Raw genomic sequence first — 14,224 nt, 5'->3', positions numbered from 1 at the left:
GCATGTAAAGCATCGTGGACAAAGGAATTCATTCTGTCCAAATCAATAAAAAAGGACGCATACACATGGAAAAGCAAGACGCGACAGAGACAACCTCAAAAGGGTTTCTTGAATCTTGGTTTAAGTTAAGCCAAAACGGCACAACCATTAAAAATGAGGTGATAGGTGGCGTCACCACCTTCGCCACCATGGCCTACATCATCTTTGTAAACCCAAACATCATGTCCGCATCTGGCATGGATCCGGGCGCACTGTTCGTTGCAACCTGTATAGGTGCAGCCATTGGTACCTTGATGATGGGACTGTTCGCCAATTGGCCCGTTGGATTGGCTCCGGGCATGGGCTTGAATGCCTTCTTCGCCTTCACTGTCGTTGGAGAAATGGGGTATTCATGGCAAGTCGCGCTAGGGGCAGTCTTTATCTCTGGCGTGATATTCGTCGGCCTGAGTGTCTCTCGTGTTCGTGAGTGGATCATCGACAGTATTCCAAGCAGTTTACGCTATGCCATGACGGCGGGTGTTGGCTTATTCCTCGGCATCATCGGCTTGAAAAGCGCCGGTATCGTCGTAGGCAGTTCAGCAACCTTAGTGACCTTGGGTGATTTCACCAAACCTGAAGCCATCCTCGCCGCAGTCTGCTTTTTCATTATCTCAGTGCTTTCCGTTAAGCAAGTGTTTGGGTCTGTACTGATCGGCATTTTCAGCGTGACTTTGATTGGGTTGGGGCTGGACTTGTTCCAATACAACGGAATTTTCTCCGCGCCACCAAGCATCGCGCCCACGTTTATGGCCATGGACATCGCTGGCGCACTGAATGTTGGCATGATCAGCATCATCCTCGCCTTCTTGTTCGTCAACATGTTCGACACCGCGGGTACATTGATGGGTGTCGCAGAGCGCGCCAATTTGATGAATAAAGAAACAGGCAAAATCGAGGGTCTACCTCGTGCACTAAAAGCGGACAGTATGTCGAGCGTAATTGGTGCATGTTTCGGTTGTCCACCTGTCACCAGTTATGTGGAAAGTGCTGCAGGTGTTTCTGCAGGCGCCCGTACAGGCTTGTCTGCCATCATCGTCGGCCTGCTATTCTTAGCCGCTATTTTCCTTTCTCCTCTTGCTGGCATGATCCCTGCTTATGCCACTGCAGGTGCATTGATTTATGTGGCTTTTCTTATGATGGGCAGCATTAAAAATGTGAATTGGGAAGATTTCACCGACTCCGTTCCCGCTGCAGTCACCGCACTGATGATGCCGTTGACCTTCTCCATTTCAAACGGTATCGCACTCGGCTTTATTACCTACACCGTGCTCAAAGCCGGTACGGGTAAGTTCTCTGACATATCCATTGCCATGTACGCACTGAGCATCTTGTTTGCATTCAAGTTGGTACTACTGGGATAGATAAATTAAGGGGCAATACGCCCCTTTTTCTTAGCGTATTGATAAAGAAACAACGCGTCTTCAGACACTTAACCGTACTCTCTGAAACGCGTCCACCGTAGCTCGACATGTGGCAACACCATGTGTCGGTGTCTTTAACCATTCGAGATCGTTTCACGAAGGAAAGCACGATGAAGCTCTTATATCAATTGAATGACAAGCCGCCCACGGGCGTCACCTTCATGCTCGCAGTTCAACACATGCTTGCATCCGTTGGAGGGATAATCGCAGTACCGCTGATCGTGGGTTCTGCCATTGGTCTTCCCGGTGCTGAAATAGTCACACTCATCAACGCAGCCTTGTTTGTTTCAGGTGCTATCACCATTGTTCAATGTCTTGGACTGGGGCCTGTCGGCATTCGGTTGCCCGTCGTCATGGGCTCGAGTTTTGCCTTTCTGGGGATTGCCATTGGCATCGGCAAAGTCGATGGCATGTCCGGCATTCTTGGGGCCTCCCTTGTTGGTGCGTTTCTGGTGATCATTGCCAGTTTCTTTATGGAACAAATACGAAAACTGTTTCCTCCCGTTGTTAGTGGTGTCGTCGTCACCCTCATTGGTTTAACCATTCTGCCTGTTGCCATGAATTGGGTGGGTGATGCGCCTGCTGGCAGCGAGCATTTTGCGACCTTGCCAAAACTCTTTCTAGCCGCCGTTTCCCTTGCCGTGGTGCTGCTAGTCTCAACCTATGCAAAAGGTGCGGTTGCGGCATCTGCCATTGTGATTGGCCTCGCGGGCGGGTACTTGGTTGCTTTGAGCATGGGCATGGTGGATTTAACGCAAATTAGCAATGCGGGCTGGTTTGCCACGCCTGAGCCGTTCAAGTACGGCTTTACGTTTTCACTCACTGCCATCGTGAGTATGTCGCTGGCCTACATTGTAGTGATTGCAGAGGCGACAGGTGATTTCCTTGCGCTTGCCAGTAACTGCCATAAAAACATTTCAGGAAAGGATCTGAAACGGGGCCTGCTTGGTGATGGGATTGGTAGTGCCATCGGTGCCATGTTTAATGCATTGCCGTTGGCATCATTCAGCCAAAACGTGGGCATTGTGGGAATTACAGGTGTGGCAAGTCGATTCGTGGTGGGCGCAACAGGCGTATTGCTCATTCTCGCAGGTCTATTCCCTAAATTTGGTGCACTGGCGGTTACCGTTCCAAAACCCGTACTCGGCGGTGTCGGCTTTATTATGTTCGGCATGATTGCCTACGCCGGTATTCGCATGTTGATCAAAGCTGCAGACACACGCCGTAATGCGCTCGTGATCTGTGTGTCACTCGCCTCAGGCCTTGCGGTAACTGTTCAACCCAACATTCTTCAACACTTGCATCATGACGTTGCTCAATTGCTTCATTCTGGCATCACCACAGGCACCATCGTGGCGGTGATGCTGAACCTTTTATTGCCAAAAACCAAAGAAGACGTGGTGGCAGAAAAAGAAGCAGAGGAAGAAGAACTCGCGCAACAGAACAGCGATTTCTCATCGTTGGATGACGACAACACTGATTCTCAAGCCGCCTTATCAAAGAACCCTGACACGTCTTCTCCAGACGGTGATTCCCCGACAAAACCTGTTCAATAGGTTATACCTGTTTCACACCCTCCTCCTTCACAGAGGGTGTGTTTCATGCATCTCGGCTCAACGAACAACAACGTGAACCCAAAGGACATTGGCTATGGCAACAACATGGATAAAGAACCCGCTCGCCATTTGGACTGGCACGGAACACAAGGCATCAGGCGGTATTGTGGTTGATGGTGCGTGTATCGTTGAGGTGCTAGAAAAAGAAGCTCAACCCTCTGTAACCATTGATTGCGTAGTGGATGCTTCCCAGCATGTTGTTCTTCCAGGGCTGGTTAACGCCCACCACCATTTCTACCAAACACTCACACGAGCTTACCCAGACGCATTGGACAAAGAGTTGTTCAATTGGCTTAAGGCCTTATATCCGGTTTGGGCCTGTCTTGATGAAGAAATGATGCAACTGAGTACCGAGCTTGCCTCTGCAGAATTATTACTCTCAGGCTGCACGACGGCTTCTGATCATCACTATTTAATTCCTACTGGCCTAGAGCATGCCATTGATGTACAGATTGAAGCGACGCAGAAAATGGGCATTCGCACCGTACTGACCCGCGGTTCAATGAGCCTCGGCGAAGATCAGGGCGGCTTGCCACCCAGACATACCATTCAAACCGAGCAAACCATCATTGATGACAGCATTCGTTTGATCAATCGCTACCACCAGCCAGAACACGGCGGGATGACACAAATCGCGCTCGCGCCCTGCTCTCCCTTTTCCGTCACCACCGACTTGATGAAAGAAACGGCGCGCGTTGCCAAACAGCACAATGTGATGCTTCACACCCACTTGTGTGAAACCATCGATGAAGAAGCGTTTTGCTTAGAAAAATTCGGTTTACGCCCCGTTGATTACCTAGAAGATGTGGGTTGGTTGCACGATCGAACGTGGTTGGCGCACGGTATTCATTTCAATGATGAAGAGATTACTCGCTTAGGCGCGGCAGGCATCGGCATTTGCCATTGCCCGAGTTCAAACATGATGCTCGCATCGGGCATTTGTCGAAACTTAGAGCTCGAAGCTGCGGGCGCGTCTGTTGGCTTGGGCGTAGACGGCTCCGCGTCCAATGATGGTTCAAATTTGGTCAACGAACTGCGCATGGCGACCTACATACAACGCCTGCGTTACGGTTCTGCCAGCGTGAGCCATTTGGATGCGTTCCGCTGGGCCACGCAAGGCTCGGCGCGCAACATTGGCAGAAACGATATCGGCACACTTGCGCCCGGCATGATGGCAGACATCGCCATGTTTACCCTTGATGACATTCGATTTTCGGGGAGCCATGATCCTCTCGCCGCGTTGGTCCTTTGCGGTGCTCAACACGCCGACCATGTCATGGTTAACGGTGAGTGGCGTGTGAAAAATGGCGAGCTTTTTGGTGTTGATAAACACGCATTGATCGCGCGCCATCGAGAAGCCGCGAAAAGGTTGGCGAGCAAGGCGAAACAAAGACAGTAAACCCAATACCAGCGACAGCGCACTCAGCCTCGACACTGTTTCATTGTGTCCAAGATGCCGGTTTGTTTGGCTCTAGGTTAAAGGCGTTAATCGCCGCGGCTTGCACAGACCTATCCACTTTCCCATCTCTCACCAAAGTTTCAATCGCTGTTAGAGCAATGTTATAGCGATCAACTTCAAAGAACGCGCGAAGATTCTCTCGTTGATCACTGCGACCAAAACCATCCGTACCCAGCGCAACAAAACGCTGAGGAAGGTATTGCGCGATCATCTGAGGTACTGCCCTCACATAGTCTGTGGCAACAACCGTGGGTAAGGTAGCGCCAAGAATTTTTTCCACATGCGACGTCGGCGAAGCCGCGTCCAGGTTTCGTCGACGCTGCCGCTCTACACGTTCCGCATCACGCGCCAGCTCTGAAAAGCTCGTGGCACTGAACACCTTGGTTGGAATATCGAACTTTTCGTTTAACAGCTCAGCGGCCGCAATCACCTCCATCATGATGGTCCCAGCGCCCACCAAATTGATCATGGCATTGCTCTGTTCGTATTCACGCAGTTCGTAAAGCCCTTTGATGATGTCTTCTTCATCGCCGTCAGTGAGCGAAGGCTGCGCGTAGTTTTCGTTCATGACCGTGATGTAATAGAACTCGTCAATTTGCGCTTCCATCATTCGTTTTGTGCCGTAATCAAAAATAACAGCAAGCTCGCAGGCAAACGCAGGGTCATAGCTTCGGCAATTAGGAATGGTTGATGCAATGAGCTGGCTCGTCCCATCTTGGTGTTGCAGTCCTTCACCCGATAACGTCGTTCGACCAGCCGTTGCGCCCAGCAAAAAACCGCGCGCGCGTTGGTCTGCCGCCGCCCAGATCAAATCACCAATACGTTGAAAACCAAACATCGAATAGTAGATATAAATCGGTAGCATGGGCATGCCGTGAATAGAGTAAGACGTGGCAGCCGCAGCCCAAGATGAAAGAGCCCCAGCCTCCGTGATGCCTTCTTCTAACAATTGGCCGCTGGATGATTCTTTGTAGTACATCATTGAGCCCGCATCTTCAGGCTCATATTGTTGTCCATCTGGCGAGTAAATACCGATCTGACGAAACAAGTTATTCATGCCAAAAGTACGCGCCTCGTCCGCCACAATCGGCACAACACGCTGTCCAAACGCAGGATCTTTTAACAACCCTCCCATCATTCGAACAGCCGCCATGGTGGTCGACATCTCTTTTCCATCCGCCTTGAGTGCGAATTTCCCGTAGGTATTGATATCGGGCACCGCGACTAAGGTTTCTTTTGGCGCAACCCGCACCCGTTCTGGCATATAGCCCCCCAGCGCTTTTCGGCGAGCATGCAAATACGTCATCTCTTCGCTGTCAGCATCAGGCACAAAAATGTTGAGATTCTCAACATCGCTGTCCGAAATAGGAAGGTTAAAGCGGTCACGAAATTGATAAAGCGCACCGGTATCCAATGATTTAGCTTGGTGAGCGATCATTCGTGATTCACCCGCACCGCCCATGCCAAAGCCTTTTTTGGTTTTTGCTAAGATCACGGTCGGACGACCTTTATGCGCTTTCGCCGCAGCAAACGCAGCATGAAGCTTACGAAAATCGTGACCACCGCGTTTAAGGTTGTTTATCTCGTCATCTGACAAGTGTGATACCAAGGAGGCACTGCGCGGATCCGTATTGAAGAATTTGTCGCGGTTGTAATCGCCGTCTTTCGCACCAAGGTTCTGATACTCTCCATCGACTGTGTTCGCAAAGCGGCGGAGCAAGACATTGTCTTTATCGCGCGCAAAAATGTCATCCCACTCTGATCCCCAAAGCACTTTGATGACATTCCAACCCGCACCAATGAAGAGCGACTCCAGTTCCTGAATAACCTGCCCGTTACCCCGAACAGGGCCATCAAGCCGTTGCAAATTACAGTTCACGATGAACGTTAGATTATCCAACCCTTCGCGTGCCGCTAGCGTCAGCCCTGCAATGGATTCGGGTTCATCCATCTCGCCATCCCCAAATACACCCCATACATGGCGGTCATCTGTGTTCAACAAACCACGTGCTTGTGTGTATCGCATGTATCTCGCTTGATAGACGGCATTCAACGGGCCAATACCCATGGAGCCTGTTGGGAATTGCCAGAAATCAGGCATCAACCATGGGTGCGGGTAAGAACATAAGCCGTTGCCCCCCACCTCCTGTCGATAGTTGTCGATTTGCGTGCGTGTTAACCGACCTTCCAAGAAGGCGCGCGAATACACCCCTGGCGCTGAGTGCGGTTGGTAGTAAACCAGATCCCCGCCAAAGGTATCCGTTCGAGCCCGGAAAAAATGGTTAAACCCCATTTCGAAGATTTCAGCCGCAGATGCATAACTGGCAACATGGCCCCCTAACCCGCCATAAGCTTCATTGGCACGCACGACGATTGCCAACGCATTCCAGCGCATAATGGCAGTTAGGCGATGTTCAACCGCAAGATCACCTGGATACACACCTTGCTGTTCGAGAGAAATCGTATTTCGATAAGAAGAGTAAGGTTGCTCTGTCGTATTCAGCCCTTCAACACGCGCAGTGTCTTCTAACGTCTTTAATAGGTACTTTGCGCGATCCACGCCGTCTTCTTGTTTCACACTTAACAGTGAATCGACCCACTCCTGTGTTTCTGATGGATCAATGTCGCTCTGTTGCTCTCGGTTTCCATGCATATGAATCGTCCTGATTTTCGGTAGAGAAATATTCAAGCAAGGCGAAGAACCAGACGCATTGAATGCTGTCGACTCGGCATTTTTTAGAGAACGCCCTTGCTGAACCCTATAAAAATCCTACCAATCAGTGTTTGAAATGTGCTTTCAAATTCACATTGATAATTCCCTAATGACGTAGTATTTAGTTTATGAATGGAATATCTGCTATTTCTTGGGTTGTTTTATGAAAGATAATTACGCATCAGAAATTGACCGCATCGATCTCAACATCCTTCGTTTGCTTCAAGACAACGGACGTTTGACCAATGCAGAGTTGGCACAGAGAGTGAACGTGAGCGCGGCAACCTGCCACCGGCGCACGCAGAGGTTGTTTGATGAAGGCTATATCAAAAGTGTGAGAGCGTTGGTGGATCCAAAACGTTTGGGTTTAAACACGCTCGTGATGGTGGGCATTGTGCTTGACCGTTCTACACCAGAAAGCATTGCCGCATTTGAAGCGGCTGTTGATGTGCTTGATGCCATTCTAGATTGCGATTTGGTCGCGGGGGATTTTGACTATTTGTTGCGGTTACGCGTGAAAGACATGGAAGATTATCATCACTTCCTCGCTCAGAATCTCATCGCCCTGCCCGGCGTTCGACAAGCGCGAACCTTCTTTGTGGTAAGAGAAGTGAAAACCAATGCACCGATGAAGTTTTAAGGGGAAATCAAAAGCGAACATCGACACTGATGAGCAGTGCTTGTCATTCACCAAGTAACGCGAAGCCGTGAAACTGGCAGCACGATACTCATCTTTAGATACCTAATCCCTTTTTACTGCGCCCGAAATTGCCTCGGCGTTGTGCCAATGCGTTTCTTAAACGTCAAGGTAAACGCCCGCTCCGAGTCATACCCCACCTGTTCAGCAATGTCATAAATCGGCAGCAAAGACTCGCGCAGTAATTCTTGCGCTTTTTGCATTCTAAGGTTGGTGAGGTAACCAAACATTGGCTGACCAACCAAGGAAGAAAACCGACTAGCAAAAGCTGCACGCGACATACCGATCTGGTTAGCAACCGACACGAGCGTCCAGTTTTGCTCGGGATTATCGTGAAGAAGTTGCAGAGCACGGGAGATGCGTTTGTCGTTCAGTGCATCGAGAAACGAGCTTGATTGCTTGCGCCCGAAATTAATCCGAATGAGCTCAACCAGTATGATCTCCGTGAGTTTGTTGACGATAAGCTCAGAGCCTGGCCCTTGCGACATATATTCTGCACTCAGTTGATCAAAGGTACTGCGCAGCCAAGGGTGATCGAGAAAGTCTTGGTCTCGCACTATTGTCATACGGGGGAACACGTCTATCAATGGCGTTGTTGCCGTGCGCGAGAAACTGAATGAACCGCAAAGCAGTAGCGTCGTGTCATCCAGATCCGGCTTTCTTTTCTCGGGTGAAAGGCTGGAAAGAACATGGTTTTGGCCGGGTCCGAGGAAAATCAAATCTCCGGCTTCTAGCTTTTCAATCTGCCCATCCACATTCGCCCAACATGCGCCACGACGAATCATGTGGAAGCTGGCGTAATCCAAATCCTGAAACGTTTTTGTCCACGGAGCCTCGACCTGGCTACAGAAATACACACTGCCCACCACGCGGATGGCGCGGAGAATATCGCTCATCACTTCCATTGTGTACCTTCCTTACCAATATACGATCGATGTATTTATTCAAGATTATTGTGCATAGATAGTCCGAAGCGCAACACCTAAAGTAGAACCATACACAAACACGACGGAGCACAACCATGCCGATGATTGAAATCTACACCAAGAGCTACTGCCCTCACTGCCGAGCAGCAAAACAGACATTAGGCCGTATGGGTCTTGCTTATCGCGAAATTGAAGTGAGTGATGACGCAGCATTGTTCAATGAAATGACATCGCGAAGCCAACGCCGAACAGTGCCGCAAGTCTTCGTCGGAAACATTCATGTAGGCGGTAACGACGACTTACAAAGCGCAATAAGAAAAGGTCAGTTTCAAAAGATTCTGGAAAGCCAAACCAACGCGGTTTAATCCAACCCATTAAGAAAACGAAAATTTTAGGAGAAGCATCATGACAACGATTAATAATGTACACGGCCGAATCAACAACCAACGCGCTCACGCACTCAACCATATTGCAGACAATGCAGTGCGCTTTTCCATCGTCATTGTATTGGCATGGATTGGTGCCATGAAATTTACGGGTTATGAAGCAGGTGCGATCCAAGGTCTTGTCGCCTCAAGCCCACTGACAAGCTGGCTCTATAACGTATTCAGCTTACAAGGCGCTTCTAACTTGATTGGTACCGTTGAAATTGCCACCGCTGTAGCTCTGTTGCTTGCTCCGTTTCATCGCACTATCGCCATTATTGGTGCGGCTGGCGCGACAATGACATTTGCTGTTACCACAAGCTTCTTGTTCACTGCACCGATAGCCGAAGCAAGTTTGGGTGGTTTCCCTGCAATCTCAGTCGTACCTGGGCAATTCCTGCTGAAAGACATTGTATTGTTGTCAGCTGCAGTCTCTCTGCTTGCCAAAGCACTTCTTCGAGATGAGTAAAACAGACCCAGGTATTGAATAAAGAAAGGCGCTTAAATGCGCCTTTCTTTTGTTTTCTATAGCGGTATTTTTCTTGTTGTATGGGCGATGAGAGTAGCTTTGTTGAGGTTCGCTGTCATAGCCACATGGGAGTGAGCGATGAACGCGATGAGATACGAAAAGAATATCGTTCAATTACTTACCCGTAATCTCCAGCTCGCGTATATGAGCTTAGAAACACAAGACGCTGGACACAGTAGTAAAAAGCGCCTCAATATCGTCTCGCTACGCGAAGCGACAAGAGCGTATTGACTTGACGTTCGGGGAGCATCCATATATCCCTGTTTTTCTTCGTCTTGTTTATCTCTAATGTTGATTACTCTTATGATATTGAAAAGCCTAGCTTTTCCTAGGCTTTTATAGCTCAACTTTATAGAGCGAAATTAAGATGCCCACCGAGGTGGTTCATAAGAAAAGTCGGTCTTGAACTTTCCATCATCGCTGATAGTAAACAAACATTTTGTCCATAAGCCTTTTTCATTATTGCCAGTAATCTGGCGTAAACTCACAAAGCAATCTGTTAACTCTCTAGTAACATCAAAGTATTTTTCATTTCCTTTTCTATCAAAATACCACACGCACAAATCAGCGATTTCATCGTCGATTTCTGCTTCGATGTTAGCCTCCTTCCATACCTCAGGTATTTGCACAGATATAATTTCTGCAACTTTTTGGAAAATCTCCATTGAATTATTGAACATCTTTACTGACCCGCTTGATTTAACAAAGTAGCTGTCCGAGGCCGCTGATCTCCTATCTGATACCAAACAGAAAAATCATCAGGTCTAACAGAGTTACCACTATATGAAGTATTAATTCTTACATTCACAGAATTACCTGCCAATAACTCCTGTTTCCATAAGCGTTCAAGTCTAGCGTAAGCGCTGGTGTTCAAATTTTTCAAACCATTAACGGGCTTACCATTACCTTGAACGACATTCAACCGGTTAATAGGGCCATCAAACTGATCTCCAATCAAATGGAAACCAACATCAGAATCCAAGCCTTCATTACCTATTCTGGTTTGAAGAGATTGCCCAACCCTACCATGAGAACTAAGAACTAACTGACCTTCCACTTGATTTACTCGACCTGAGTCATCTGTGGACCATGAATATGAACCATATTCATAGCGTGTGTTAGGAGATGCTGAGTTTGCGGCAGAATTGAAATCATCAAGATTATCAAAGCTACGAGTTGTTATTATGCTCGAAACATCCCTAACCTCAACCCCCCTCCCCAACTTGGTTAAAGTACCACCAAATTTATTCGTTAGCGACAATGATGCCCTACCTAGTGCGACACCACCAGTTGCAATGCTCGCAATCGCTCCAACACCAGTTGCAAAAAGGTAGCCCGCGTGACGCCCAGCGTCAAAATACTCTCCTGCATCAGAAGCTACCATCATGTCATCATAACGATTTTGAACTCCTTCAATACCAGACATGAATGCTTCCTCTACTAATTGAGGAGCATTCCTGACGACGTCACTTATCATCTGATTCTGTTCAACAAAAGCTGATGCCCCTGCTGCAAAGATGTCTGTTTCTAAGCCCAATATATTTGATGAGTTATGAAGAAGGAAGGCAGCTCTATTTATCTCGTAACTCGCAGCAAACTTTCCAAGCTCATATATGCCCTCAATACCACCAACAACACTATCACGAGCATATTCAAATACGCCTTTACCAAAGCCCGCAACAGTTTTAGCTCCCTCTATTGTCTTATCAATTGCCTTCGATAAACTCTCAGCCAGTTGGATATTATCAAGAGATCCATCTTCTCCCCGACTTGCATCTAGCACTTGCGCGACTGAATTTGTACTAAGCCCTCCTTCAGCATTTTCTATGTTCTTCAGTTGTTTGAGCATGTTAAGCTGGTCGTGATCTAACTCTTCAAATTTAGGCATTACTCTAGCTGGTATCCTACCTGCCATCGCCATCATCCCGATGCCACCAAGAGGGATTGATTCACTATTATGACTTTCTAACCATTCTCTCAATTCATAGTTTTCAATCTGACCAACAACTTCATTCCCCAACGCATTCCCAAATGCATCAAGAGCTAATGAACCTGCATTGTCACTAAAGGAGCCGCCACTCACGACTAGAGCGGCTGCGCTTCCAACAAAACCATTGATAGTGTCACTAATAATATCGACACCGATATCACTGGTTAAGTCAGCAGATCCCACACTTGCTATCGCACTCGCTGCAGATGCAGCCAAGTTCGTCCAACTAAAAGAGGTATCTACCCCCAATGCTTTGCTTCCCAGATAGCGTGTGCCATATGACACTGCAGAGCGAGTAAGTCCCTCGCCCACCGCCCCACCAGGAATTGAAAGTGCACCTAGATTTAATGCCGTCGTCATTCCGGCAGTTACGCCGCCAGCTAGACCACTTAACGCGACTTGTTTCCAAGAAAAATCGTCAACCACGCCAAGGGCTTTGCCCACAAGCTGAGAAGCCGCTGAGCCGGCAGCGGCTCCGACTGCAGCACCAGCGACAAACCCCGCTGCAGAGGCAGCGCTGATACCAACACCAGCCGCTGTGCCAATCCCTGCACCGATTGCTCCAAACGCACTCGCAAAGGCTGGGCCTGCAGCACCTGCTGTGAAATATGTCACTACAACTGCGACCACAACCATCACGATCATCGCAATCGGGTTACAGCTCTTCTTCGGTGGTGGCAGGGCAATCGGGTCTGGGTTTACATTGCCCAATATTTCACTTTCGTTATACGGCTTGAAGCTCTCTGCGCCGTTAAAGGTTTGGGTGTGTTGGTTCGGAATGACCAGCAGTTTGCCTTCGGTGAGTGGCTCTGTCGGTGATAGGCCATTGGCATCAGCTATCAAGTACCAATAGCGGCTGTCGCCGTACACCATCTGGGAGATGCGTTGCAGGGTGTCATTGGCGCCCACGGTATAGGTGCCAGGTTGTTGGCCTGCGCTGCTGCCGCTGTCATCGAGAAGGTCGGCATCGACTTTGCCTTTGGAGATGGTTGCTAGTGGGTTGCCCGAGGTCGTGAGGTTCGCTAGCAGTGTGTTTTCCTCAACATCCAGCTGCAGCGCGATTTGTCCGTTGAAATCAGTAAGGAGCTTACGTTCACTCTCTTCTCGGGTACTGGTGATGCCGCTAAGCTGACCCGCACTATTGTACGCGTAAGTGGTCGTACCCGCCTTAAAGCCACTCCCATTGCCTTCTCGAGTGGAGTTCGCGGTAATGGTATTTTTCTGGAAGCTCTCGCGGCCTTTATAAGCATACGTAAGGGTATCAACACCGCCGTCATCTTTATGATAAACGGTCCTTTGCTGATGCATCTGTCCGCTGAAGTGATAATCAAAGTAAAGCGAATAGACTGACTGGCTAGCTTCTCTCACAACCTGCGAACTTAAACGACCATCACGATAACCAAACTGTGTTTGCGTGGTTTTAAACCCAGAACGACTACTGATGTGACCGTTGTTATAGTTGAACTCATAGTTCAAGTCGGTCTGGTAGAGTGCGTACCCCATACGGTTGTTTTCCTGAGTCATCAAACGAGTTTGATAGCTCCCTTCATAGGCTTCTAACCGATTGAGGTGCCCATGTTCGTCATAGCCGAACTTTTCATACGTATTAATCAGCGCCGTTGCACCGTCGCGGGTTTTATTCTCCCAGCGATGCTCTACTTCTTTCTGCCCCAACGTGTTGTACGTGATTTTGCGGTCACCGGCTCGGTTGCCAATGCTGTCAAAATCAACATCACTGCTGCGGGTATGTGACCCCACCATGCGGTTGTCTTTGTCATAGTGGTACCAACGGGTACTGTTTTGCTCGCCCGTGGTGATGATTTTCCGGCGGTTACCTACTTCGTCATAATGATACGACACACTTGATGTTGATAATGAGTGAGCAATATCAGGTTTTTTCACTCGGCCCACAGGCCATCTGAATTCGTACTCGTCCACCTCTTGGATCAAGGATATCTGGCTCGCGGTCACTTTCGCTATGCGCCCCAAGTTATCCCATTGTGTTGTCGTAACGAGTGTCGTATCACCATCTTGCAGGGTTCGGCGCGTCTCTTTGCCGTCAGCGTTGTAGGTGTATGATTCTCTCTTGCTGCCCGTCTGCTGCCACGCCAGTAATCCATTTCCGTAATAGTGATAGTTAATGCTAATGGCACCGGCTTTCTCATCCAATTGCCCATACTTATCATAATGGTGCTCCACCACACTCCCGTCATACAGGGTCTCGGTGCTGAGTTTGCCGAACGCATCATAGACTGACGTTTTTCTCGCGCGCTCGCTCCCACCGTACAGCAAGATATCTGCTTGCTTGTTACCAAAACTGTCATAGGTGTAGCGCTTGTGCTGTCCGTTACCTTGCGTTTCCAGTACACGTCCCGCTGAGTCATACCGGGTATAAATTTCATAGCCCGC

The 14,224-nt window shown here is 48.8% G+C and carries 10 protein-coding genes; 6 read left to right on the top strand and 4 right to left on the bottom strand.

The features are described from left to right. The first annotated feature begins 65 nt into the window (after positions 1-65). The 3 genes from EQP46_RS00300 to EQP46_RS00290 all read left to right on the top strand — a co-directional run bounded on the left by EQP46_RS00300 (position 66) and on the right by EQP46_RS00290 (position 4,475). Positions 66-1,400, top strand: coding sequence for an NCS2 family permease (locus tag EQP46_RS00300; RefSeq protein ID WP_129491743.1), 1,335 nt, complete (start codon positions 66-68; stop codon positions 1,398-1,400). A 170-nt stretch (positions 1,401-1,570) separates the two neighbouring features. After that, positions 1,571-3,016: a nucleobase:cation symporter-2 family protein gene (locus EQP46_RS00295; RefSeq protein WP_129491742.1), complete on the top strand. Its 1,446-nt coding sequence runs from the start codon at positions 1,571-1,573 to the stop codon at positions 3,014-3,016. Positions 3,017-3,110: 94 nt separating this feature from the next. Next, the gene (locus EQP46_RS00290; RefSeq protein WP_129491741.1) at positions 3,111-4,475 is read left to right on the top strand and encodes an 8-oxoguanine deaminase; all 1,365 of its coding nucleotides are present in this window, start codon (positions 3,111-3,113) and stop codon (positions 4,473-4,475) included. A 40-nt stretch (positions 4,476-4,515) separates the two neighbouring features. On the opposite strand, the gene mdeB is transcribed toward EQP46_RS00290, so the two are convergent. Beyond that, a complete protein-coding gene (gene mdeB / locus EQP46_RS00285) occupies positions 4,516-7,188 on the bottom strand; it encodes an alpha-ketoglutarate dehydrogenase (protein ID WP_129491740.1) in 2,673 nt (890 codons plus the stop codon). A 223-nt stretch (positions 7,189-7,411) separates the two neighbouring features. On the opposite strand from mdeB, the gene EQP46_RS00280 reads away from it, so the two are divergent. Next, positions 7,412-7,888 carry an Lrp/AsnC family transcriptional regulator gene (locus tag EQP46_RS00280; RefSeq protein WP_017015613.1) on the top strand — a complete coding sequence of 159 codons (477 nt, stop codon included), beginning with the start codon at positions 7,412-7,414 and terminating at the stop codon, positions 7,886-7,888. A 113-nt stretch (positions 7,889-8,001) separates the two neighbouring features. On the opposite strand, the gene EQP46_RS00275 is transcribed toward EQP46_RS00280, so the two are convergent. After that, on the bottom strand, positions 8,002-8,850 hold the full coding sequence (locus EQP46_RS00275) for an AraC family transcriptional regulator (RefSeq protein ID WP_129491739.1): 849 nt from the start codon (positions 8,848-8,850) through the stop codon (positions 8,002-8,004). Positions 8,851-8,966: 116 nt separating this feature from the next. On the opposite strand from EQP46_RS00275, the gene grxC reads away from it, so the two are divergent. Next, a complete protein-coding gene (grxC, locus tag EQP46_RS00270) occupies positions 8,967-9,236 on the top strand; it encodes a glutaredoxin 3 (protein ID WP_074926891.1) in 270 nt (89 codons plus the stop codon). 40 nt (positions 9,237-9,276) lie between these two features. Beyond that, a complete protein-coding gene (locus EQP46_RS00265) occupies positions 9,277-9,765 on the top strand; it encodes a YkgB family protein (protein ID WP_129491738.1) in 489 nt (162 codons plus the stop codon). 422 nt (positions 9,766-10,187) lie between these two features. Here the strand turns inward: EQP46_RS00265 and EQP46_RS00260 are convergent, their stop codons facing one another. Further along, positions 10,188-10,505 carry an immunity protein YezG family protein gene (locus tag EQP46_RS00260; RefSeq protein ID WP_129491737.1) on the bottom strand — a complete coding sequence of 106 codons (318 nt, stop codon included), beginning with the start codon at positions 10,503-10,505 and terminating at the stop codon, positions 10,188-10,190. A gap of 2 nt (positions 10,506-10,507) precedes the next feature. Then, on the bottom strand, positions 10,508-14,224 hold a 3,717-nt coding region (locus EQP46_RS24510), incomplete at its 5' end, for a DNA/RNA non-specific endonuclease (RefSeq protein WP_192545466.1).

This window comes from Enterovibrio baiacu (genome assembly GCF_004120195.1).
Lineage (GTDB): Bacteria > Pseudomonadota > Gammaproteobacteria > Enterobacterales > Vibrionaceae > Enterovibrio > Enterovibrio baiacui.
The sequence above is the reverse complement of the archived record's forward strand: the minus strand, read 5'-3'. Positions and strand labels throughout refer to the sequence as shown.